Here is a 22,791-nt window from a genome sequence, read left to right as displayed (position 1 = left end):
CCTGACCACACAAGGAGCACGCCATGCTGTTCAATTCCAGCCTGCTGGGCGAAGTAGACGTCGACGAAAACACCATCATTACTTTTGCACATGGCCTGCCAGCCTTTGAGAACTGCACCCGCTTCAAGCTGTTTCACGATGCGGACCGCAATAACCCGCGCGTGTACTGGCTGCAATCACTGGACAACCCGGACGTGCTGTTTAGCGTAACCGACCCCAGCCGCTTGGGTATTCGTTACGAGGTACTGCTATCCGACGAGGAAATCGCCACCCTGGCACTGGCACGCCCGGAAGACGCCATGGTGCTGCTGATTGTGTACCGTGAGCTCAACAGCCAGGAGACCAACCCCGTGCTAGCCCAGCTGCGCGCCAATGTACGCAGCCCGCTGATCATCAACCTGGCCACGCTGCGCGGCATGCAAAAGTCCAATCTGGAATGCGATATCGTATTCCACAACACCTGAACCCGCCTATCAGGCCAGGCAAGCGCGCCCTCCCGGTGCGCTGTTGGCCGGTAGCGCCCCGGCCACCTTACGCAGCCACCAGGCTGCAACGGACAAACCCCTACTAGGCAAGGTGTTGCCTTTCGCCGCCTGCACAGCTATCTTCCAAGCGCCCTACCCTATAGAAACCCAAGCGTGCTACCCGCACGATGAGGAGCATAAACGCGTGAGCCAAGACAGCACCCAGCACAACGCCCCGACTTACGTACCGGTATCCGCACGTATCCGCGAGCGCATCCGCGGCGCAAAACGCCGTTTTCACGCTAATGACAATATTGCCGAGTTCATCCAGCCCGGCGAAATGGACGAGCTGCTGGAAGAAGTGCAGTCCCGCATGAAAGACGTGCTGGACAGCCTGGTGATCGACACCGAAAGCGACCACAACACGCAGGACACCGCGCGCCGTGTGGCCAAGATGTACCTGAACGAAGTGTTCAAGGGCCGCTATGTCAGCCAGCCGCCTGTTACCGAATTCCCCAACGCCGAACGCCTGAACGAGCTGATGATCGTCGGCCCCATCACCGTGCGCAGCGCCTGCTCGCACCACTTCTGCCCCATCATGGGCCGGGTGTGGATAGGCGTGATGCCCAACGAGCACAGCAACCTGATCGGCCTGTCCAAGTACGCCCGTCTGGCCGAGTGGATCATGAGCCGCCCGCAAATCCAGGAAGAAGCCGTGATCCAGCTGGCTAACCTGCTGATGGACAAAATGAATCCGGACGGCCTGGCCATCGTGATGGAAGCCGACCATTTCTGCATGCACTGGCGCGGCGTCAAGGACATGGATTCCAAGATGATCAATAGTGTGATGCGAGGCGTGTTCCTGACTAACCCGGACCTGCGCCGCGAGTTCCTGTCCCTGCTGCCCAACAAGAAAGCCTGAGGAAAACCATGCTTGTTCGCCTGCTCTACGCCAGCCGCAGCAGCCAGCCGCACACTGCGGCACTGCTGGAAACCATCCTGGCCCAGTCCCATGCCCATAACCCGGCCCGTGGCATTACCGGCATCCTGTGCTACAGCGGCGATATTTTCATGCAGGTTCTGGAAGGCAGCCGGGCCGAAGTCAGCGCGCTGTACAACAGCATCGCCAAAGACCCGCGCCACCACGACGTGGAAATCCTGATGCTGGAAGAAATCAGCCAGCGCCGCTTTGCCGGCTGGACCATGGGCCAGGTGAACCTGGCCAAGGTCAACCCCAGCTTGCTATTGCGCTACTCGGAAAAACCGCAGCTGGACCCGTTCCGCCTCACTGGCAGCTGCTCGCTAGCCCTGCTGGAAGAGCTGATTGCTACTGCCGCCATCGTTGGCCGCAATCACTAATCAGCCAATAGTGCTACCACGCCCGGCCAGCCTTGCTGCCCGGGCGTTTTGCCATTAACAACAGCACAATGCCGCGAGCGGGCAAGAAAAAGCCCGCCGGTGAAGGGGCGGGCGCGGCTAACAGCCAAACAATCCAAAGAGGCAACAAATCCGAGAAGCAGGCTCAAGTGTAGTGCGGCAAGCTGTCAATTCGCTTTCAACCGCCCGCGGCACCATCGCTAACCCGTTACCACGACATTGCGCCCCGCGTTCTTGGCCTGGTACAGCGCGGTATCCACGCGGCTTACCAGGCTGTGCAGGCTTTCGCCTGGCTGGTGCTGTACCACGCCCTGGCTGATGGTAATGCCTGGCAAATCATCGTGCGTCATGGCGGCTACCGTCTGGCGCAGGATGCCAGCCAACTGCTGTGCACTGTCCTGCCGGGTGGACGGCAGCAACAGCAAGAATTCCTCGCCTCCCCAACGGCACAAGGTATCGCTCTCGCGCAAACGCGAGGTCAGCGTGTGCGCCAGCGCCACCAGCAAGCGGTCGCCGGCCTGGTGACCATAACTATCGTTCACCAGCTTGAAGTGATCGACATCCAGCAAGATCAGGCAAAAGGCATTATCGTGCGCCCGCTTGCCTGCCAGCGCCTGCTCCAGCTGCGCCATCATGTGCCGCCGGTTCCATAAACCGGTTAGCGGGTCGCGCAGTGCCGCCTGCTCCAGCTCGCGTTTGAGCTGCTCCTGCTCGGTAATATCGTGCACCACGCACAGCATCAGCCGGCGGCCATCCAGCACCACCGGGCCGGCGTACGTTTGCACATTGCGCAGGCTGCCATCGGCCAGGCGGTGCACAAAATTCAGCGGCTTATGGCCGCCAGGCAGGCTGGCCACGGCCTGCATCACCGGCAATATGCTGCGCCCGGCCTCATTGATTTCCCACGTGTGCTTACCGGCAAACACATCACGCGGGTAGCCGTAAAACCGCGTGGCCGCCTCGTTGGCGTCCAGGATACGGCCATCGGCCTGCGGGTCGATCAGCAACATGGGGGCCGAGTTGGTACGGAACAGTATTTCGTAAAAACCGCGCACCTCGCTGTCTTGCCGTGGGCTGGACAAGCACGGCTCCTCCGGCGGCCAACCGTGCAGCATGGCATCGCCGGACGCCAGCGCCTCCACCAGAATGGCCCCGGCGTGTTCGCCCATGCTTAACAGGGTAAGCCGGCACGGCAAAGACACCGCCTGGCCGTGGCGCTGGAATGTCCAGATTTCCACCACCTGCTCGCGTGCCAGCATGGGCGGGGTGTAGTCCGCCAGCCTGACTTGCGGCCGCGCCGACAGGCTACCCAGGCGCAGCTCGCTGACGCTGCGCCCCTTTGCCAGGACAGTGGCAGCCTGATTGGCAAAAAGCGCCTCGCCGGTTTGGGGTGACACAATCCATACCGGGGTACTCAGTGCATTCAACGCTTCATAAACAGGCATGATTCCCGGCACCACCTTATGGCATATCGTTATTTGATACTAGAGACGTATCGCTCCGGTTTCAATAAAAGAAACCAGCAGATGATGCGCTGCACCAGAACAGTTTGTACAAGATAACGCCGCGCTAGCCCGCAGCAGGCTTGCGGCCCCGGCGCGGCTTGGGCACCACCTCGTGGGCGCGGTACCACGCCTCCAGCGCCTCTTCCGCATGCAGGATGTGCTGGCGCAGGAAGGCCGCTGCGCTAATGGCGTCTTTCTGCTTGCACAGCGCCAGCAGCTGGCTGTGTTCGTGGTGGGCGCGGTCGCTAAAACCGGTCAGCAGGATCTGCATGCGGGTGTAGCGGTCGGTGCGGTTATGCAACTGCTCGATGATGGCCTGCGTCTGGCTGCGGCCGGCGGCGCGGTACAGCGCCAGGTGAAACTGGGCATTGAGGATGCCCCAGGCACCGATGTCCTTATTGCGCAGCGCTACTTCAAACTGCCCCAGCAGCGCCTCGGCTTCGGCAATGTCGGCGCTGGTCTGGCGCGGTATCGCCTCCAGCAGCACGTCGCATTCCAGCAGCACGCGCACGCGCAGCAGCTCCACGATTTCGGGCAACGATAGCTGCGCTACCACCGCGCCGCGGTTTTCGTTGATCGTTACCAGCCCTTCGGCCTCCAGCTGGCGCAGTGCCTCGCGGATCGGCACCCGGCTCATGCCCAGCTGGCGCGATAGCGCCTCTTGCCGCAGCTGGCCGCCATCGGCCCACTCTCCCGCCAGAATGCGCTGGCGGATCGCCTCGGTGGCCACCTGCACCAGGCTCTGGCTACCTGTTTCCTGCTGTGTACTCATGAAGCATCACCCGTTAAAGATGGCCAACCCTAACACAGCGGCAAAAAAAACGCCCCCGTGCGGGGGCGCCAGGCTGCACAAGGCAGAGCAAGCCCTGTTGCCGGCAGTGCCGCGGGGGCAGCACCACCGGCCAGGCACGCTTCACAGGGGCAAAGCGTGCCTACAGGCCGAGATAAGCGGTTTTCACGGTGGTGTAGAACTCCACCGCGTGGCGGCCCTGCTCGCGCGGGCCCAGGCTGGAGCCTTTGCGGCCGCCAAACGGCACGTGGTAGTCCACGCCGGCAGTGGGCAGGTTCACCATCACCATGCCGGCCTCGGCGTGGCGACGAAAATGAGTGGCCAGCGCCAGCGATTGGGTGCAGATGCCGGCGGCCAGGCCATACGGCGTGTCGTTGGCCAACGCCAGTGCGTGCTCGTAGCTGTCGGCGCGCAATACCGCCGCCACCGGGCCGAAAATTTCTTCGCGGCTGATGGCCATCTGCGCCGTGCAGTCGGCAAATAGCGCCGGCTGCTGGTAGTAGCCGGGCGTGGCCAGCTGCAAAGCGTCGCCGCCGCACAGCAAGGTAGCGCCTTCAGCCTGCCCCTGCGCCACATAGCGCAGGTTGGCCGCCAGCTGCGCCTCGCTGGCTACGGGGCCGATCTGGGTGTCCGGTGCCAGCGCGTGCCCCACCCGCAAGGCGGCGGTACGCTCGGTCAGCCGCGCCACGAAGGCATCGTAAATACCGGCGCACACGATCAGCCGGCTGCTGGCGGTACAGCGCTGGCCGGTGGAATAAAACGCGCCGTTGATCGCGCACTCCACCGCCTGCTCCAGCCTGGCGTCGTCGGCCACCAGCAGCGGGTTCTTGCCGCCCATTTCCAGCTGCAGTTTGATGCCGCTGGCGGCGCAGGCAGCGGCCAGCGCCTGGCCGGTGGCTTGCGAGCCGGTAAAGCTCAGCGCATCGATACCGGCCTCCAGCATGGCCGGGCCCAGCACGCGGCCGCTGCCCATCACCAGGTTGAACACACCATCCGGCAGGCCGGCACGCTGCAGAATATCCGCCAGCGCCCAGCTGCTGGCCGGCACCAGCTCGGCCGGCTTCAGCACCACGGTATTGCCGAAAGCCAGCGCCGGCGCGGCCTTCCAGGCAGGGATGGCGATGGGGAAGTTCCATGGCGTAATCAGCCCCACCACGCCCACCGGCTCGCGGCTAATTGCCACCTCCACGCCGGGGCGCACCGAATCCAGCCACTCGCCGTGGCCGCGTAGCGCCTCGCCGGCAAAAAACTTGAAGATCTGGCCAGCGCGGGCCACCTCGCCCACCGCCTCGGCCAGGGTCTTGCCCTCTTCGCGCGCCAGCAGCGTGCCCAGCTCCTGCTTGCGCGCCAGGATTTCGCTACCGGCCGCGTCCAGAATGTCGGCGCGCTGCTGCACCGTGATGGCACGCCAGCCCGGCAGCGCCGCCCGCGCCGCGGCTACCGCGTCGCGCATATCGTCGGCGCTGGCCGCGGCAAACTCGCCCACCACGTCGTGCAGGTCGGAAGGGTTTCGGTTGACGATGGCGTGGCCGCTGCCGCGCCACTGCCCGTCTATCAGGTTGCAGAACATTGCTTGGCTCCCTGGGGCGGCATGGCCGCCCGTGATGGGTGACAAACCCGGCCTGGCAAGCAGACAGAGTTGTCTTTCAAAAATCACTTTTACTTAGCGACAGACGCAGCAATCAGCGCCTTGCCCACCGCCACAAAGCCATGCGGCCAACCCAGCCAGGCAAGGTTGGCCGCAGGTGCTTACAGCGCTGGCAGCGCCGGGCGGCTGGCAATACCGGCAGCAATAATGGCCTGTACCCGCTCGCGCTCGGCACCGGCCAGCGGCAGACGCGGCGCGCGCACGTGCTCGCTGCCCACCCCCACCATGGCCTCGGCCAGCTTCAGGTTTTGTACCAGTTTCATCGACACGTCCAGGTGCAGCAGCGGCGCGAACCAGCGGTAGATGGCGCGGGCCTCTTCCACGCGGCCGGCGCGCGCCAGCTTGTAGATAGCCACCGTTTCTTTCGGGAACGCCACCACCAGGCCTGCCACCCAGCCGTCGGCGCCCATCAGCAGGCTTTCCAGCGCCAGGTCGTCCACGCCGCTGAAGATGGCAAAGCGGCTTCCCACCGCGTTGATCACATTGGTCAGCGTGCGGATGTCGCCGCTGGATTCCTTGATCGCCACGAACTTCGGCTCGGCGGCCATCTGCGCGTACATCTCGGGCGTGATATTGACGCCGTAAGCCACCGGGTTGTTGTAGATCATGATCGGCAGCGGGCTGGCGTCGGCCACGCGCTGGTAGTGGTTCAGCGTTTCGCGCTCGTCGGACACGTAGCGCATGGCCGGCAGCAGCATGATGCCGTCGGCACCGGCAGCGTGCGCGGCCTGCGCCAGCGCGGCGGCGGCGCGGGTGCTGTCTTCGGCCACGGTCAGCAGTACCGGCTTGTTGCCGGCCACTTCCTTGGCCGCTTTCAGAATGCTGATTTTTTCATCGGCGGTGAGGGTGGACGCTTCGCCCAGCGAGCCGCAAACAATAATGCCGTCGGCGCCGCAATCCAGCTGCCACTGGATGTGGCTGACCGTGGCGGCCAGGTCCAGGCTTTCGTCGGCGTGGAATTTGGTGGTAACGGCGGGGAAAACGCCAGTCCAGAGGTGTGCCATCAGGGTGCTCCTTGCAGGGTGTGGGTGCAGCGCAGTGGCTGCGGGTCCATTTCATGCTAGGGAATTTTGCATCCAAAAAACAAGAATTTTTGTATACAAAATGGTGTTTATTTCTTGATCACCACTTACCGCAATGCAGCAGTGATTTTTTACAACAACGCTATATATTGTTGTTTTTTATAAATTTTATAAACATTAGCCATCACAAGAAGCAGCCGTACACGCTGTGGCATTTCAACAAATATTGCATCCATTATTGTATTCAAAACTGCCACTGCATACAGTGAAGCCACCGCAAGCAAAGGAGCATGGCAATGGCAGTGACGGAGTTTGAATGCATAGACGGCCACACCTGTGGCAACCCGGTACGGCTGGTGACCAAGGGCGCACCGCCACTGGCGGGCAACACCCAGGCCGAGCGGCGGCAGGACTTTCTGGCCCGCTTTGACTGGATGCGCACCGGGCTGATGTTCGAGCCACGCGGCCACGCCCAGATGTCCGGCGCCTTCCTGCACCCGCCCACCCGCGACGACTGCGACGTGGCGGTGCTGTACATCGAAACCAGCGGCTGTCTGCCCATGTGCGGCCACGGCACCATCGGCGTGGTGACCATGGCCATAGAACACCAGCTGGTAACACCGCGCACGCCAGGCGTACTGAACCTGGACACCCCCGCTGGCAAGGTGGTGGCCGAATACACCCAGCTTGGCCGCAAGGTGCAATCGGTGAAGCTGACCAACGTGCCGTCCTTCCTGCTGCTGCGCGATGTCGAGGTAGAAATCGCCGCGCTGGGCCGGCTAAAAGTGGATATCGCCTACGGTGGCAACTTCTACCCCATCGTGGAAGCGCAGCAAAACTACCGCGACATGGCCGACTACACCCCCGGCCAGCTGGTGGCGATGGGTAACGAGCTGCGCGACTACATCAACACCCACTACGACATCGTGCACCCGCTGGACGCCACCATCCGCGGCGTGCGCCACGTACAGTGGACCGGTGCCCCGAAGCAAGCCGGCTCGCACGCGGCCAACGCGGTGTTGTACGGCGCCGCCGCGCTGGACCGCTCGCCGTGCGGCACCGGTACCTCGGCGCGGCTGGCGCAGCGCTTTGGCCGCGGCCTGATGCAGCCGGGCGACGTGCTGGTGCACGAAAGCCTGATCGGCAGCCAGTTCACCGGCACCATCGAGGCTGTTACCGAAGTAGCCGGCATGCCGGCCATCATCCCCGGTATTGCCGGCTGGGCGATGACCACCGGCTACAACCGTATCCTGCTGGACGACGCCGACCCGTACGTACACGGCTTTGTGGTGGGCTGAACATGAGCAAGCCCGCTCAACACATCATCGTGGCCGGCGCCGGCATTGTCGGCATCGCCACCGCACTGCAGCTGCAACGTGCCGGCCACCGCGTCACGCTGCTGGACCGTGGCGAACCGGCGCGCGAAACCAGCTACGGCAACGCCGGCGCGCTGGCGGTGAGCGACGTCATCCCGCTGGCCGAGCCTGGCGTGCTGCGCAAGGTACCCGGCTGGATGCTGGACCCGCTAGGGCCGCTGGCGGTGCGCTGGCGCTATCTGCCCACGCTGGCGCCGTGGCTGGCGCGCTTTGTCGCCGCCAGCCGGCCGCGCCGGGTAGTCGAACTCACCCGCGCGCTGGCGGCGCTGCTGAACCGCGTCAACGACGACTACGCCCCGCTAATCGAACACGCCGGCCTGCAACACCTGTGGCGCCGCCACGGCAACCTGACGCTATACCGCAGCGAGGCCGAGTTCCGCGCCGCCCTGCCCGCCTGGCAAGCCAAGGCCGCGCACGGCGTGCAGTGGCAAGCACTGGATCGCGCCGCGCTGTTGGCCGCGTCGCCCGGCATCGCAGAGGAATGGCAATACGCGGTACACGTGCCGGCGTGGTCGCACGTGGACGACCCGTACACCTTCAGCCGTGGCTTGTTCGATGCCTTTGTGCGCGACGGCGGCCGCTTTATGCAAGACGAGGTGCTGCAGGTACGCCGCAGCGGCGGGCAATGCCAGGGCGTAGACACCGCCAACCACGGCACGCTGCACGGCGATGCGGTGGTGATTGCCTGCGGCGTGTGGAGCGACCGCTTCGCCCGCCAGGGCCGCTATCGGCTGCCACTGGAAAGCGAGCGCGGCTACCACGTCACGCTGCCCCAGGCCGGCGTGGCGCTGCAGCACTTTATCCAGTGCGCCAGCGAGAGCTTTGTGATTCTGCCGATGGCCAACGGTGGCCTGCGCCTGGCCGGCACGGTGGAGCTGGCGCATCGCGACGCCGCGCCGGACTGGCGCCGCGCCCACATCCTGCAGGACAAGGCGCGGCGCATCGTGGGCGATTTCAGCACCGAGGGCATGAGCGTCTGGATGGGCAACCGGCCATCGGTGCCCGACACCGTGCCGGTGATCGGCCCGGCACCAGACGTGGCCGGGCTGTACTTTGCCACCGGCCACGGCCACCTGGGCCTGACGCTGGCGGCGACGACAGGCGCCCTGCTGGCGGCGCAGATTGGCGGCCAAGCTTGTGGCATCGACATGGCGCCGTACCGGCTGAACCGTTTCTGAGCACGCGCACCGCATTGGTCGATCATTGACAATCGTTTGTATGCAATTGGTGCAGGGCCATCATCTCACCCACGCCAGCAAAAAGCTGCAAGCCATTGTTAAACAAAAGAAATTTATAAGAAACCGGCAAGCCGGCCAGCAGGCACGCCACGTGCAATGCCACCGCCGTCTTACCGGCAACACCCGCCCGGCAGCCGCCGGGCAAATCGGCCGCGCTGCGGCCAACCTGGACCTTGCAACGAGAAATGGAGTGAACACATGAAGCAGCAACAACTGGCGGTATGGGTAGCCGGCGCAATTCTGGCCATGTCGTCTCCGGCATTTGCCGACACCGTGGTGAAAATCGGCTTTGCCTCGCCGATGTCCGGCCCGCAAGCGCATTACGGCAAAGACAACGAAAACGCCACCCGCATGGCCATAGACGACCTGAACGCCAAGCCCATCACCGTGGCCGGCCAGAAGGTGAAGTTCGAGCTGGTATCGGAAGACGACCAGGCCGACCCGCGCGTAGGCACCCAGGTGGCGCAGCGGCTGGTAGACGCCGGCGTGAAGGCGGTGATCGGCCACTTCAACTCCGGCGTATCCATCCCCGCGTCGCGCATTTACTCGGACGCCGGCATCCCGCAGCTGTCGGTGTCCACCAACCCGGCCTACACCACCAGCGGCTACAAGACCACCTTCCGCCTGGTAGGCAGCGACAGCCAGATTGGCGGCTCGCTGGGGCGCTACGCGGTGATGCAACTCAAAGCGCAGCGCATTGCCGTCATCGACGACCGCACCGCCTACGGCCAGGGCATTGCCGACGAGTTTGTAAAAGCGTTGGCCGGCATGGGCAAAAAGCCGTTCAAGCGTGAATACACCAACGACAAGGCCACCGACTTCACCGCCATCCTCACCGCGCTGAAAGCGCAGAACCCGGACGTGGTGTTCTACGGTGGCGCCGACGCCCAGGCCGCGCCGATGGCGCGCCAGATGAAGCGTCTGGGCATTAACGCGCGGCTGATGGGCGGCGACATGCTGAACACGCCCACCTTCATCCAGCTGGCCGGCGCGGATGCCGTGGGCCACTACTCGGCGGTAGCCGGTGGCGAACTAGGCAGCCGCCCGGCGGGCAAGGATTTTGAAAGCCGCTACAAGGCACGCTTCAAGCAGGACGTGGTGCTGCTGGGGCCGCAGTTTTACGACGGCGTGATGATCGTGGCCGACGCGATGAAACGCGCCAACAGCACCGAGCCGGCCAAGTTCCTGCCGCTGATCGCCAAGACCGCTTACAAAGGCGTGACTGCCGACTTCAGCTTTGACGCCGCCGGCAACCTGAAAAACGCGCCGGTGACCATCTCGCAAGTGGAAGGCAACGACTGGAAAGTGAAGTCGGTGGTTCAATAACCCCCGCTGCGGCCAACCTTGGCTTCACGGGCAAGGTTGGCCGCAACGCAAAGCACAAGGCCCCGCCATTGGCGGGGCCTTGCTGTTGGCGATGCTGCCACCTGCGTGACACAGGCGGCAGCGATACAGCGCTTACTTCAGGTCGAAACGGTCCAGCGTCATCACCTTGTTCCAGGCGCGGACAAAGTCGCGCACGAAGCGAGCCTCGCCATCCTGCTGGGCGTACACCTCGGCCAACGCCCGCAGCTGCGAGTTGGAGCCGAACACCAGATCGACGCGGCTGGCAGTCCATTTCACGGCGCCCGTATCACGGTCGCGGCCTTCAAAGCGGCTGGCCTCTTCCGACGTTGGCGCCCACACGGTGCCGATATCCAGCACGTTGGCGAAGAAGTCGTTGCTCAATACGCCAGGGCGCTGCGTGAACACACCGTCCTGCACGCCGCCGGCGTTGGCGCCCAGTACCCGCAGGCCGCCCACCAGTACCGTCATTTCCGGCGCGCTCAGCTTCAACAGCTGGGCCTTGTCCACCAGCAACTGCTCGGCCGGCACACGGAACGCCTGTTTCTGATAGTTGCGGAAGCCATCGGCCTGCGGCTCCAGCACAGCGAACGATTCCACGTCGGTCTGCTCGGCCAGGGCGTCCATGCGGCCTGGTGCAAACGGTACCGTTACCGCGTGGCCGGCTGCCGCTGCAGCCTGCTCTACCGCAGCGCCACCAGCCAGCACGATCAGGTCAGCCAACGATACTTTCTTGCCACCCTGCTGTGCAGCGTTAAAGCGTTGCTGGATGCCTTCCAGCACGGCCAACACGCGGGCCAGCTGCGCCGGCTGGTTTACTTCCCAGTCCTTCTGCGGCGCCAGGCGGATACGGGCACCGTTGGCACCACCACGCTTGTCGGAGCCGCGGAAGGTGGACGCCGACGCCCAGGCGGTGGACACCAGCTCGGCTACGCTCAGGCCACTGGCCAGCACCTCGGCCTTCAGCGCGGCCACGTCGGCGTCATCTACCAGCACGTGATCCACCGCCGGGATCGGGTCTTGCCAGATCAGGTCTTCAGCCGGCACCTCCGGCCCCAGGTACAGCGCTTTAGGGCCCATATCACGGTGCGTCAGCTTGAACCAGGCACGGGCGAAGGCATCGGCAAACGCTTGCGGGTCCTGATGGAAGCGGCGGGCAATCGGCTCGTAGACCGGGTCGAAGCGCAGGCTCAAATCGGCCGTGGTCATCATCGGCGCGTGCTTTTTGCTCGGGTCGTGCGCATCCGGAATCATGTGCTCCGGCTTCACGTTCTGGGCTACCCACTGGTGGGCACCGGCCGGGCTCTTGGTCAGCGCCCATTCGTAGCCGAACAGCATGTCGAAGTAGCCGTTGTCCCAGGTGGTGGGATTAGGTTTCCACGCACCTTCGATGCCGCTGGTGGTGGTATGCACACCCTTGCCGCTGCCGAACTGGTTGATCCAGCCCAGACCCATGGCTTCCAGCGGGGCGGCTTCCGGCTCCGGGCCCACCAGGCTTGGGTCGCCAGCGCCGTGCGCTTTACCGAAGGTGTGGCCACCGGCTACCAGTGCTACGGTTTCTTCGTCGTTCATCGCCATGCGGCCGAAGGTTTCGCGTACGTCGCGGCCGCTGGCTACCGGGTCGGGGTTGCCGTCCGGGCCTTCCGGGTTCACGTAGATCAGGCCCATCTGTACGGCAGCCAGCGGGTTATCCAGCTCGCGCTTGCCGCTGTAACGGCTGTTTTCCTTGTCGCTGGTGGCCAGCCATTCTTTTTCGCCACCCCAGTAGATGTCTTCTTCCGGCTGCCAGATGTCGGCACGGCCGCCGCCGAAACCGAAGGTCTTGAAGCCCATGGATTCCAGCGCGCAGTTACCTGCCAGAATCATCAAGTCGGCCCACGACAGCTGGTTGCCGTACTTTTGCTTGATCGGCCACAGCAGGCGGCGGGCTTTGTCCAGGTTGCCGTTATCGGGCCAGCTGTTCAGCGGCGCAAAACGCTGGTTGCCGGTGCCGCCACCACCGCGGCCGTCGGCGGTACGGTAGGTACCGGCGCTATGCCAGGCCATGCGGATGAACAGGCCACCGTAGTGGCCCCAGTCGGCCGGCCACCAGGCTTGCGAGGTGGTCATCAGCGCGTACAGGTCCTTCTTCACCGCGGCCAGGTCCAGCTGCTGGAAGGCTTCGGCGTAATCGAAATCGTCGCCCAGCGGGTTGGACGCCGGGGCATGCTGGTGCAGGATGCCCAGGTTCAGCTGGTTGGGCCACCAGTCACGGTTGGCGCGGGCGCCGAAAGTGGCTTTGGTAGCGGAAGCACTGTGGAAGGGGCATTTCTGTTCGTTGCTCATGCTGTCTCTCCTTGCTTGGGGTGTCTGTCTGACTTGGTGAGATCAGCATAGTTGGCCGCGGCCAACATGACTATTGAATTGATTTAATGAAAGCAATGAATATTTGCTATCGCATAGCAAACAACTATAACAAGGGCGCAAAAAACCCCGCTACAGCAGCGGGGTTTACTCTTGGCTAACTGCGGCCAGGCTTAGCCTTTGAGCACCTCGGCCATGGCGTCGGCCACGTATTCCACGTTGCGGCTATTCAGGCCAGCTACGCACATGCGGCCGGAGCGCACCAGGTACACGGCGAACTCCTCGCGCAGGCGGTCTACCTGCGCCGGGCTCAGGCCGGTGTAGCTGAACATGCCGCGCTGCTTGATGAAGTAGCTGAAATCGCGGCCCGGCACCTTGGCGCTCAGTACCTCGTACAGTTTCTGGCGCATGGCCTTGATGCGCACGCGCATCTCGGTGACTTCACCTTCCCACTCGGCGCGCAGGGCAGCATCGTTCATCACGATGGCAGTGACCTGGCCGCCGTGGGTTGGCGGGCTGGAGTAGTTACGACGCACGGTGGCTTTCATCTGGCCCAGCACGCGGCCGGCTTCTTCTGCCGTGCCACACACCACCGACAAGCCGCCACAGCGCTCGCCGTAGAACGACAGGTTCTTGGAGAACGAGTTGCTCACCACAAAGCTCACACCGGCTTCGGTCATGGCGCGGATGGCAAACGCATCGTCGTCCAGGCTGTCGCCAAAGCCCTGGTAGGCAATGTCCATGAACGGCAGCAGGTCACGCGCTTTTACCACCTCGATCACCTTGCGCCACTGGTCTTTGTCCAGGTCCACGCCGGTAGGGTTATGGCAGCACGGGTGCAGCAGCACGATGGTTTTGGCCGGCAGCTGGCTGAAGCAGGCGATCATGTCGTCAAACTTCACGCCACCGGTGGCGGCGTCGTAGTACGGGTAGTCGTGCACGGTGAAGCCGGCGCCTTCGAACATGGCGCGGTGGTTATCCCAGGTAGGGTTGCTGACCCATACATCCACATTCGGGAAGTAGCGCTTGAGCAGGTCGCCGCCGATTTTCAGCGCGCCGGAGCCGCCAATGGTCTGGATGGTGGCAATGCGGCCAGCCTGTACCGCTTCGTGCTCGGCACCCCACAGCAGCTGCTGTACGGCGGTGCGGTAGTTGGCCGCGCCTTCCATCGGCTGGTAGCTGCGCGGGCCGGCTTCGGCCACGCGGCGCGCTTCGGCTTGCTGTACCGACGGCAGCAGCGGAATGCGGCCTTCCTCGTCGTAGTACAAGCCGATGCCCAGGTTCACTTTCGGGCTGCGGCTATCCTTGTTGAAGGTTTCCACCAGGGTGAGGATGGGGTCGCCAGCATAGGCTTCAACGTGTGCAAACATGATCTTGTGGTTTCTCTCTCTAACGTCTGGCACCGCGCAAGGCGCAGTACACGGGGGTATCCGTCGATAAAAGTACCACATTGGCGCCACAGCGCCAGACCACGGTAGCACAAAGCCTAAAATGCGCAATCAAACACCCCGGCGTGGCGATATCGCCAATACTTTATTGCAATGCACGTGTAACCACGGTGTCCGCGCATAAAGAAAAAATGCCATTGGGGTTATAATGAAAGCCCATTACGCGCCAGGGTCACCACTATGAAGCCTTCCACTCGCCTGCTGCTGGCCAGCCTGTTGCTGGCACCCCTTGCGTCGGCGCTGGGACGCACCGCCACGCTAGCCGCCATGCCCTCTCTGGGGCTTATCGTGCTGGCACCGCCAACAGGGCTGTATTGGTGGTTATCTCTACCGCTGCTGCTCACCCTGCTGCTGGCTTATGTGCCGCTAGGCTGGCTTGCCGCCGCGCCCCAAGCAAGGGCGACACCCATAACGCTGGGGCGCTGCGTGGCGGCTGGCTGGCCGCTACAGCTTGCCACGCTGTGGTGGCTCGGTGGCCACGCGCCGGGTACGCAAGACAGTGCCCTTTACCTGCTGATGCTAGCCGCCAGCGGCGCAGGCGCTGCAGTGGGCTACACCACCCGGCGCCAACCCTGGCGATTAGCCTGAGCAGCAGTTTTTACGCTACTGCACTGCCGGCTTCTGCCGCCGGCAAGGCTATTTTCATGGCGTGATCCACCACCTCACCCAGAATGATCACCGCAGGGCTGGCCAGACCACTGGCCGCCACGTCGGCTTGCAGATGCGCCAGCGTGGTCACCAGGTGCTGCTGCTCGCGGCAGCCGGCACGGTGCACTACCGCCACCGGCAAGTTGGCCGCAAAGCCGGCGGCCAGCAGCTGCGGCACCAGCTGCGGCAAGCCGGCCATACCCATATAACAGACCACGGTCAGCCGGCTGTGCGCCAGCGCCGCCCAGTCCGGCTGGCTACCGTCCTGGGTGTGGGCGGTCACCAGCGCCACGCCACGCGCGACGCCACGATGGGTTAGCGGTAGCCCCAGGTCGGCGCCCGCCGCAAACGCGGCGGTAATACCGTTCACCGCCTCTACCGCCACGCCGCGCTCGGCCAGCCACGCCCACTCTTCGCCGCCACGGCCAAAAATGAACGGGTCGCCACCTTTGAGCCGCGCCACCTGCCGCCCCTGGCGGGCATAGCGCGCCATCAGCCGCAAAATGAAGGCCTGCGGCGTGGACTTGCAGCCCCCGCGCTTGCCCACCGGCACGATACGGGTGCCGGGGCGGGCAAAATCCAGAATGTCGCGCCCCACCAGGTCGTCCACCAGCCATACGTCACAGGCCTGCAGCACGCGCAACGCTTTGAGCGTCAGCAACTCCGCATCGCCGGGGCCGGCACCGATCAACCATACTTTGCCACTCATGCTGCTTTCCTTTCTGCATCGGTCCGGGGCGCGGGCCGCTTTGCACGATACATCAAGCCAAAAGTTCTGCCAGACCGTTTTCTTATAACCAAATAGCTACATTCGGTACTTATACCGTGGCGCGCTGGCACAGGCGCTTGAGCTCCGGTACGCAGCTGCCGCAGCCGGTGCCACAGCGCAGCTCGCGCTGCAGGCCGGCAAGGTCCAGCCCGCGCGCCGCGCCGGCCACGATGGCGTCTTCGCGTACGCCCTCGCAGCTGCACACCACCCTTGCCAGCGCCGGCCCGCCTACCCTGCCCTGCAGCAGCGCCGCCAGGCTGGCGGGTGCTGCGCCACCGTCCAGCCACGCACCCAAGGCCGAGGCGGCGGCGGTGTCGCCGGCCAGCAGATAGCCCTGCGGCGTACGCCCGTCCAGCCATACGCGGCGCAGCACGCCACGCGCCGGGTCGTCGAACGCGGCCAACAGCGCACCGGCTGGCTGCAATACGCTGGCCAGCTGCTGCAAAACCGCCGGTGCGGGTGGCTCGGCAGCAGCCAGCTCCAGCTGCAGGCCGGGCTTGCCGTCCAGGCTGATGGCCACCGCTACCGCGTAAGGGAACGCCGCGCGCAGCATGTCCAGCCGCGACCGCAAGTTGGCCACATCGCCCAGTACTTGCAGCGATGCTCGCCACGGCAGCCGTGCCGGGGCCACACTGACGGCGGCCAACTTCAGCTCCGGCTGCTGCGAATGCGGGTCCACCGCGCGGCTGGTCAGCGCATTGATGCCGAGGCCGCCCAGCGTGGCGCCACCCCAGTGCATGGGCACGAACACCACGCCGGGGAGCAAGCCCTCGTCGGCTACTACCGGCAGCACCGCGCTACCGCGCTTGTTGCGCAGCGTGGCCAGCATGCCAGCCTGCACACCGTGGCGGGCCATGTCGCGCGGGTGCATCGCCAGCTGCGGCAAGGTTTGGTGACGGGTCAGGCCCGGCACCAGCGCGGTACGGCTCATGCTGTGCCAGTGGTCGCGCAGGCGGCCGGTAGTCAGCCGCAACGGAAAGTGCGCCGACACCTTGTCGGCCGGCGGCTGCCAGCCGATGTCGGCAAAGCGGGCGCGGCCGTCGGGCGTGGGGTAGACGCCATCGCCGTACAGCCGGCTGCGGCCAGCGTGGCCATCAAACGGCCATTGCTGCGGCCCCAGGCGGTCAAGCAATGCGTAGTTCAGCCGGCTGTAGTCGAGGTCGCGCCCGGCGGTGGTAGCGGCGTGCTCGGCAAACACGGCAGCGGCATCGGCGAACGCAAACAAGCTCGCCCGCTGCGGGGCAATGCTGGCGGCCAGGCGCTGCGCCACACCGGCCACGATGCGCCAGTCCTCGCGCGCCTGCCCGGCTGGCGGCAGCGCGGCGCGCACGCGGCTGATGCGGCGCTCGCTATTGGTGACGGTGCCGTCTTTTTCCGGCCAGGTGGCGGCCGGCAGCACGATGTCGGCAAACGGCAGCGTGTGGCTGCTGGCAAAGGCCTCCTGCACGATGACGCAGTCCACCTTTTGCAAGGCGGCACGCACCAGCGCCTGGTCCGGCAGCGAAAACGCCGGGTCGGTGCAAGCGATCCACAACACCTTGATACGCCCGGCCGCGGCGGCTTCGAACAGCGCTACCGCCGGCAGGCCGGGGTTGGCCGGCAGCGCCGGCACGCCCCACAGCGCGGCCAGCTCGGCGCGGTCGCCAGCGTCAGCCGGGTCGCGGTGGCCGGGCAGCAGCGTGGCCAGCGCGCCTACCTCGCGCCCGCCCATGGCATTGGGCTGGCCGGTCAGCGAAAACGGCCCGGCGCCGGGGCGGCCGATGTGGCCGCTGGCAAGGTGCAGGTGGATCAGCGCGGCGTTCTTGTCGCTGCCATTGCTGTACTGGTTCAGCCCCATGGTGTAGCACGACAGCGTGGCCGGGCTGCCAGCAAACCAGCGTGCAGCGGTGACGATGTCGTCTTCGTGCACGCCGCACAGCTGGCTGGCGGCGCGCGGCGTGTACTCGCGCAAGCGCGCCCGCAGCGCGGCAAAGCCAGCGGTGTGCTGCGCGATGTAGTCGCGGTCTATCAGGTCTTCCCAGATCATCACGTTGAGCATGGCGTGGAACAGCGCCACGTCGGTGCCCGGCAGCACCGGCAGGTGCAGGTCGGCCAGGCTGGCGGTGTCGGTACGGCGCGGGTCGGCCACGATGATTTTCATGCCCGGGTTGGCCGCACGCGCTGCTTCCAGCCGGCGGAACAGCACCGGGTGCGCCACCGCCATATTGGCGCCGGCGATGAACACGCAGCCAGCGTGATCGAAGTCTTCGTAGCAGGCCGGCGGTGCGTCGGCGCCCAGCGTGCGCTTGTAACCGCTGACCGCGCTGGACATGCACAAGCGCGAGTTGGTATCGACGTTATTCGTGCCCACCAGCGCCCGCGCCAGCTTGTTGAACACATAGTAGTCTTCGGTCAGCAGCTGGCCGGACAGGTAAAAGCCCACCGCGTCCGGGCCATGCTCGGCAATGGTGGCAGCCAGCTTGCTGCTGACCGCGTCCAGCGCGCTGTCCCAGCTCACCGGCTGGCACGCTTCGTCCTTGCCGGTGCGCAGCTGCGGCTGCAGCAGGCGGCTGCCGGCCACGCCCACGCTCTGCCCCAGCGTGCGCCCCTTGCTGCACAGGCGGCCAAAGTTGGCCGGGTGCTGCTCATCGCCCTCCACCCGGAGACTGCCATCCGGCTGCGGGCTTACCCGTACGCCGCAACCGGTACCACAGTAACAGCAGACAGTGGCGATGTCGCCATCCGATGCGCTTGTGTCATTCATGCTCGCTCCTTGCGGCCAACCTTGCCGTGCTCAGTCCAGCGCCAGGTAGACGGTGCCGTCTTCCAGCTTCAGCGGGATGTGGCCGCTACAGCCTTCGTCCGGCGCGCAGGCCTGGCCAGTGGCCAGATCGATGTGCCAGTTGTGCAGCGGGCAGGCCACGCGATGGCCGGACACGATGCCCTGCGACAGCGGCCCGCCCTTGTGCGGGCAGCGGTCCAAGAGCGCAAAGGCCTGATCGTCCACAGTGCGGAACACGGCGATGTCGACCTGCCCTGCCCGTTGCAATACCCGCGCGCCCTGCGGCGGGATGTCTGCCAGGCGGCAGACGGCTTTCCAGTTGTTCATGTTTGGTTTCCTTTTTTGGCCACGGAAACACACGGAACGACACGGAAAGCTCCACGATGTAATCGACATGAACGCTCCATACACAGCATGCAGCTGCTTTACGTGTTGCTTTCTTTCCGTGCTGTCAGTGTGCTTCCGTGGCGACATCAGACTGTCACACTGTCAGCGGCGCAAACTCGTGCTGCGCCACGCCGCCCTGGTAGCGTTCGGCCCACGGGTCCTGCTCGAACGACAGCGCAAACTTCAGCCGCGCGTACAGCTCGCTGCGGTTGGCCGCATCGTCCAGCACGCGTTGCTTGATGTAGTCCATGCCCACCCGCTGCAAAAAGTGCACGGTGCGCTCCAGATAGAACGCGTCCTCGCGGTACAGCTGCAGGAAGGCGCCGCTGTACTGCATCACCTCGTCGTGCGTTTTCACCTTGCAGAAGAACTCGGCCACCTCGGTCTTGATGCCGCCGTTGCCGCCGATGTACAGCTCCCAGCCGGAGTCCACGCCGATGATGCCCACGTCCTTGATGCCCGATTCGGCGCAGTTGCGCGGGCAGCCGGACACCGCCAGCTTCACCTTGGCCGGGCTCCACATGCCGAACAGGTCTTTTTCCAGATCGATGCCCATCCGGGTGGAATCCTGGGTGCCAAAGCGGCAAAACTCGCTGCCGACGCAGGTTTTCACCGTGCGCAGGCTCTTGCCGTAGGCGTGGCCGGACGGCATGTCCAGCTCGCGCCACACCGCCGGCAGGTCTTCCTTCTTCACGCCCAGCAGGTCGATGCGTTGGCCGCCGGTCACCTTCACCAGCGGAATGGCGTACTTGTCGGCCACGTCGGCAATGCGCCGCAGCTCGGCCGGGTTGGTGACGCCGCCCCACATGCGCGGCACCACCGAGTAGGTGCCGTCCTTCTGGATGTTGGCGTGCACGCGCTCGTTGATGAAGCGCGCCTGCGGGTCGTCGCGCGCCTCGCCGGGCCAGCTGGAGATCAGGTAGTAGTTCACCGCCGGGCGGCAGCTGGCACAGCCGTCCGGGCTGCGCCAGCCCAGTACGCGGAAGGTGTCGGCCAGGCTGGTCAGGTGCTGTTCGCGGATGGCCTGGCGCAGCTGGCCGTGGGTGATGTCGCTGCAGCCACAGACCGGCTTTTCCGACTTGGGCTTCACGTCGGCGGCGCCGCCGACGCAGCTGATCAGGATCTGCTCCACCAGCCCGCTACACGAGCCGCAGGAGCTGGCCGCCTTGGTGTGCTTCTTCACATCGTCCACGGTAAACAGGCCTTTTTCCTGGATGGCCTTGACGATGGTGCCTTTGCACACGCCGTTGCAGCCGCACACCTCGGCGTCGTCCGGCAGGCCGGCGGCGCGGTTCTGGCCTTGGTGACCGGTATCGCCCACCGCGCCCTCGCCCAGCATCAGTTGTTCACGGATGGCGTGTACTGGCTGCTGCTCGCGGATCAGGCGGAAGTACCAGGCGCCGTCGGCGGTGTCGCCGAACAGGCAGGCGCCGACCAGCTTGTCGTCCTTCACCACCAGCCGCTTGTAGATGCCGCCCACCGGGTCGGACAGCGTGATGTCCTCGCAGCCGTCGCCGCCCATGAAATCGCCGGCCGAAAACACGTCCATACCGGTGACCTTCAGCTTGGTGCTGGTGGCCGCCGGCACGTAGCGGGCAATGCCGAAGCGCGCCAGATGGTTGGCCGCCACCTTGGCCATGTCGAACAGCGGCGCCACCAGGCCGTAGCTAACGCCACGGTGGCTGACGCACTCACCCACGGCGTAAATGCGCGGGTCGAAAGTTTGCAGGTGGTCGTTCACCACCACGCCACGGTCGCAGTACAGGCCGCTGGCCTCGGCTAGCGCGTAGTTGGGGCGGATGCCCACCGCCATCACCACCAGCCCGGCCGGCACGCTGCTGCCGTCGCGGAACTGCACCTCGGCCACGCGGCCGTCGGCGCCGGCCACCAGCGCGGCGGTCTGCGTTTGCAGCAGAAAGCGCAGGCCTTTGGCTTCCAGGCTTTGTTGCAGCAAGTTGGCCGCCGTGCGGTCCAGCTGCCGCTCCAGCAGCCATTCGCCCAGGTGCACTACCGTTACCTGCATGCCGCGCGCCAGCAGGCCGTTGGCGGCTTCCAGCCCTAGCAAGCCGCCGCCGATCACCACCGCGTGGCGATGGTTGGCCGCAGCGGCGATCATGGTTTCCACGTCGGCAATATCGCGGAAGGTCACCACACCGGGCAGGTCTTTGCCCGGCAGCGGCAGGATGAACGGGCTGGAGCCGGTAGCCAGCAGCAGCCGGTCGTACGGCACGCAGTGGCCGTCGGCGGCGTGCACCACACGGCGGGCGCGGTCGATGGCCGTCACCGGCTGGCCCAGATGCAGCGTGATGCCGTGCCCGGCGTACCAGTCCAGGTCGTTCAGCACGATGTCGGGCAGCGTCTGTTCGCCGGTCAGCACCGGCGACAGCATGATGCGGTTGTAGTTGGGGTGCGGCTCGGCGCCGAACACTGTGATGTCGTAGGCGTCGGGCGCCAGCCGCAGCAGCTCTTCCAGCGTGCGCACGCCGGCCATGCCGTTGCCCACCATGACCAGTTTGGGTTTGTCCATTGTTGCGTCCTTTCCAGCCGGCTGCGCCACCGCGGCTTTGCTGTGGCACAGTCCAAAAAAAAAAGCCCGCTACCGTGGGCACCCCCACGGCAGCGGACTTCCTTGTCCCGCTCCTGCGCCGCCATTGGCGCAAGAGACCTTTGCGTATTATGGCTACAGCAACTGCCGTGCCAGCCTGGCAGTAGCATTTCAGCCGCTTTTGCGGCCAACCCTGCCTAGCGCTGGTGCAGCGCCGCACCAGTTTGCGGCATGCCGCCCTGCTTACCCCGAGGCGGCGCAGCCAGACCTGCCCATGAAAAAACCGGGCGCAAGGCCCGGTATCAACGCGCTTGGCGGGACAAACAGTTGCCGGCTAGGCCGCTTCCCGCTTGTGCTTCTGGTACAGGAAGTCCAACACCGCGCTGCGGCAGGCGTGGTAGGCCGGGTCGCTGGCCAGTGCCAGCCGGTTGCGCGGGCGTGGCAGGTCTACGTGCAGGATCTCGCCCACGGTGGCGGCCGGGCCGTTGGTCATCATCACGATGCGGTCGGACAGCAGCACCGCCTCGTCCACGTCGTGCGTCACCATCACCACCGTGCTGCCGGTCTTGTCGACGATCTTCACCATCTCGTCCTGCAGGTTGGCGCGGGTCAGCGCGTCCAGCGCGCCGAACGGCTCGTCCATCAGTAGTACCTTGGGTTCCATCGCCAGCGCCCGGGCAATGCCCACCCGCTGCTTCATGCCGCCGGAGATCTCGTGCGGGTGCTTGTCGCGGGCGTGCTGCAGACCCACCAGCGCCAGCGCCTCATCGGTGCGTGCGGCCAACTGCGCCTTGCTTTCCTTGGCACCGAACACGCGCTCCACCGCCAGCAGGATGTTGCCGTAGCAAGTGAGCCACGGCAGCAGGCTGTGGTTCTGGAACACCACCGCACGCTCGGGGCCGGGGCCGTCGATTTCGCGGCCGTTGCACAGCGCAATGCCGTCGCTCGGGTCCAGCAAGCCGGCGATGATGTTGAGCACCGTGGACTTGCCGCAGCCGGAGTGGCCGATCAGCGACACGAACTCGCCCTGGCGGATGGTGAGGTTGACGTCCTGCAGCGCGACGAAGCGGCCTTTTTTGGTATCAAAGTGCTTATGGATGTTTTCCAGCTCGACAAAGCGGTCCAT

At 65.1% G+C, this 22,791-nt stretch carries 19 protein-coding genes; 8 read left to right on the top strand and 11 right to left on the bottom strand.

Annotated features, from left to right (window positions below):
• Positions 1–23: 23 nt before the first annotated feature.
• The 3 genes from fliW to LCH97_RS02165 all read left to right on the top strand — a co-directional run bounded on the left by fliW (position 24) and on the right by LCH97_RS02165 (position 1,823).
• The gene (gene fliW / locus LCH97_RS02175) at positions 24–464 is read left to right on the top strand and encodes a flagellar assembly protein FliW (protein WP_227303167.1); all 441 of its coding nucleotides are present in this window, start codon (positions 24–26) and stop codon (positions 462–464) included.
• Positions 465–669: 205 nt separating this feature from the next.
• Entirely contained in the window at positions 670–1,386 is a 717-nt protein-coding gene (gene folE / locus LCH97_RS02170) for a GTP cyclohydrolase I (protein WP_227303166.1), read from the top strand.
• 8 nt (positions 1,387–1,394) lie between these two features.
• Positions 1,395–1,823, top strand: coding sequence for a BLUF domain-containing protein (locus LCH97_RS02165; RefSeq protein ID WP_227303165.1), 429 nt, complete (start codon positions 1,395–1,397; stop codon positions 1,821–1,823).
• 218 nt (positions 1,824–2,041) lie between these two features.
• Here the strand turns inward: LCH97_RS02165 and LCH97_RS02160 are convergent, their stop codons facing one another.
• The 4 genes from LCH97_RS02160 to LCH97_RS02145 form a co-directional block, all read right to left on the bottom strand.
• Entirely contained in the window at positions 2,042–3,286 is a 1,245-nt protein-coding gene (locus tag LCH97_RS02160; protein ID WP_227303164.1) for a sensor domain-containing diguanylate cyclase, read from the bottom strand.
• A gap of 124 nt (positions 3,287–3,410) precedes the next feature.
• Positions 3,411–4,118 carry a GntR family transcriptional regulator gene (locus tag LCH97_RS02155; protein ID WP_227303163.1) on the bottom strand — a complete coding sequence of 236 codons (708 nt, stop codon included), beginning with the start codon at positions 4,116–4,118 and terminating at the stop codon, positions 3,411–3,413.
• 160 nt (positions 4,119–4,278) lie between these two features.
• On the bottom strand, positions 4,279–5,706 hold the full coding sequence (locus LCH97_RS02150) for an aldehyde dehydrogenase family protein (RefSeq protein ID WP_227303162.1): 1,428 nt from the start codon (positions 5,704–5,706) through the stop codon (positions 4,279–4,281).
• Between the two features lie 179 nt (positions 5,707–5,885).
• A complete protein-coding gene (locus tag LCH97_RS02145) occupies positions 5,886–6,788 on the bottom strand; it encodes a dihydrodipicolinate synthase family protein (RefSeq protein WP_227303161.1) in 903 nt (300 codons plus the stop codon).
• A 314-nt stretch (positions 6,789–7,102) separates the two neighbouring features.
• Between LCH97_RS02145 and LCH97_RS02140 the strand changes: the two genes are divergently transcribed.
• Genes LCH97_RS02140 through LCH97_RS02125 form a run of 4 tightly spaced genes read left to right on the top strand, consistent with a single transcriptional unit; the run spans position 7,103 to position 10,746 of the window.
• The gene (locus LCH97_RS02140) at positions 7,103–8,104 is read left to right on the top strand and encodes a 4-hydroxyproline epimerase (RefSeq protein WP_227303160.1); all 1,002 of its coding nucleotides are present in this window, start codon (positions 7,103–7,105) and stop codon (positions 8,102–8,104) included.
• A 2-nt stretch (positions 8,105–8,106) separates the two neighbouring features.
• Positions 8,107–9,360 (top strand): FAD-binding oxidoreductase, encoded by a 1,254-nt coding sequence (locus LCH97_RS02135; RefSeq protein ID WP_227303159.1) that lies wholly within the window; start codon positions 8,107–8,109, stop codon positions 9,358–9,360.
• Positions 9,361–9,400: 40 nt separating this feature from the next.
• Positions 9,401–9,622 carry a hypothetical protein gene (locus LCH97_RS02130; RefSeq protein WP_227303158.1) on the top strand — a complete coding sequence of 74 codons (222 nt, stop codon included), beginning with the start codon at positions 9,401–9,403 and terminating at the stop codon, positions 9,620–9,622.
• Positions 9,619–10,746: a branched-chain amino acid ABC transporter substrate-binding protein gene (locus LCH97_RS02125; RefSeq protein ID WP_227303157.1), complete on the top strand. Its 1,128-nt coding sequence runs from the start codon at positions 9,619–9,621 to the stop codon at positions 10,744–10,746. The genes LCH97_RS02130 and LCH97_RS02125 overlap by 4 nt, the downstream gene beginning before the upstream one ends.
• A gap of 132 nt (positions 10,747–10,878) precedes the next feature.
• Here the strand turns inward: LCH97_RS02125 and katG are convergent, their stop codons facing one another.
• The gene (gene katG, locus LCH97_RS02120; protein WP_227303156.1) at positions 10,879–13,089 is read right to left on the bottom strand and encodes a catalase/peroxidase HPI; all 2,211 of its coding nucleotides are present in this window, start codon (positions 13,087–13,089) and stop codon (positions 10,879–10,881) included.
• Between the two features lie 191 nt (positions 13,090–13,280).
• The gene (locus LCH97_RS02115; RefSeq protein WP_227303155.1) at positions 13,281–14,477 is read right to left on the bottom strand and encodes an amino acid aminotransferase; all 1,197 of its coding nucleotides are present in this window, start codon (positions 14,475–14,477) and stop codon (positions 13,281–13,283) included.
• A 258-nt stretch (positions 14,478–14,735) separates the two neighbouring features.
• Here LCH97_RS02115 and LCH97_RS02110 point away from each other — a divergent pair, with 258 nt between their 5' ends.
• A complete protein-coding gene (locus LCH97_RS02110; RefSeq protein ID WP_227303154.1) occupies positions 14,736–15,143 on the top strand; it encodes a hypothetical protein in 408 nt (135 codons plus the stop codon).
• 10 nt (positions 15,144–15,153) lie between these two features.
• Here LCH97_RS02110 and cobA read toward each other — a convergent pair whose 3' ends face one another.
• The 5 genes from cobA to LCH97_RS02085 all read right to left on the bottom strand — a co-directional run bounded on the left by cobA (position 15,154) and on the right by LCH97_RS02085 (position 22,791).
• A complete protein-coding gene (gene cobA / locus LCH97_RS02105) occupies positions 15,154–15,912 on the bottom strand; it encodes a uroporphyrinogen-III C-methyltransferase (protein ID WP_227303153.1) in 759 nt (252 codons plus the stop codon).
• Positions 15,913–16,021: 109 nt separating this feature from the next.
• Positions 16,022–18,715: a nitrate reductase gene (locus tag LCH97_RS02100; protein WP_227303152.1), complete on the bottom strand. Its 2,694-nt coding sequence runs from the start codon at positions 18,713–18,715 to the stop codon at positions 16,022–16,024.
• 30 nt (positions 18,716–18,745) lie between these two features.
• Positions 18,746–19,060, bottom strand: coding sequence for a nitrite reductase small subunit NirD (nirD, locus tag LCH97_RS02095; RefSeq protein ID WP_227303151.1), 315 nt, complete (start codon positions 19,058–19,060; stop codon positions 18,746–18,748).
• Between the two features lie 154 nt (positions 19,061–19,214).
• Entirely contained in the window at positions 19,215–21,647 is a 2,433-nt protein-coding gene (gene nirB, locus LCH97_RS02090; protein WP_227303150.1) for a nitrite reductase large subunit NirB, read from the bottom strand.
• 352 nt (positions 21,648–21,999) lie between these two features.
• Positions 22,000–22,791 (bottom strand): ABC transporter ATP-binding protein, encoded by a 792-nt coding sequence (locus LCH97_RS02085; protein WP_227303149.1) that lies wholly within the window; start codon positions 22,789–22,791, stop codon positions 22,000–22,002.

The organism is Vogesella sp. XCS3 (assembly GCF_020616155.1).
Classification (GTDB): domain Bacteria; phylum Pseudomonadota; class Gammaproteobacteria; order Burkholderiales; family Chromobacteriaceae; genus Vogesella.
Note: the sequence above shows the minus strand (reverse complement) of the source record. Positions and strands in the feature narration are given on the sequence as shown.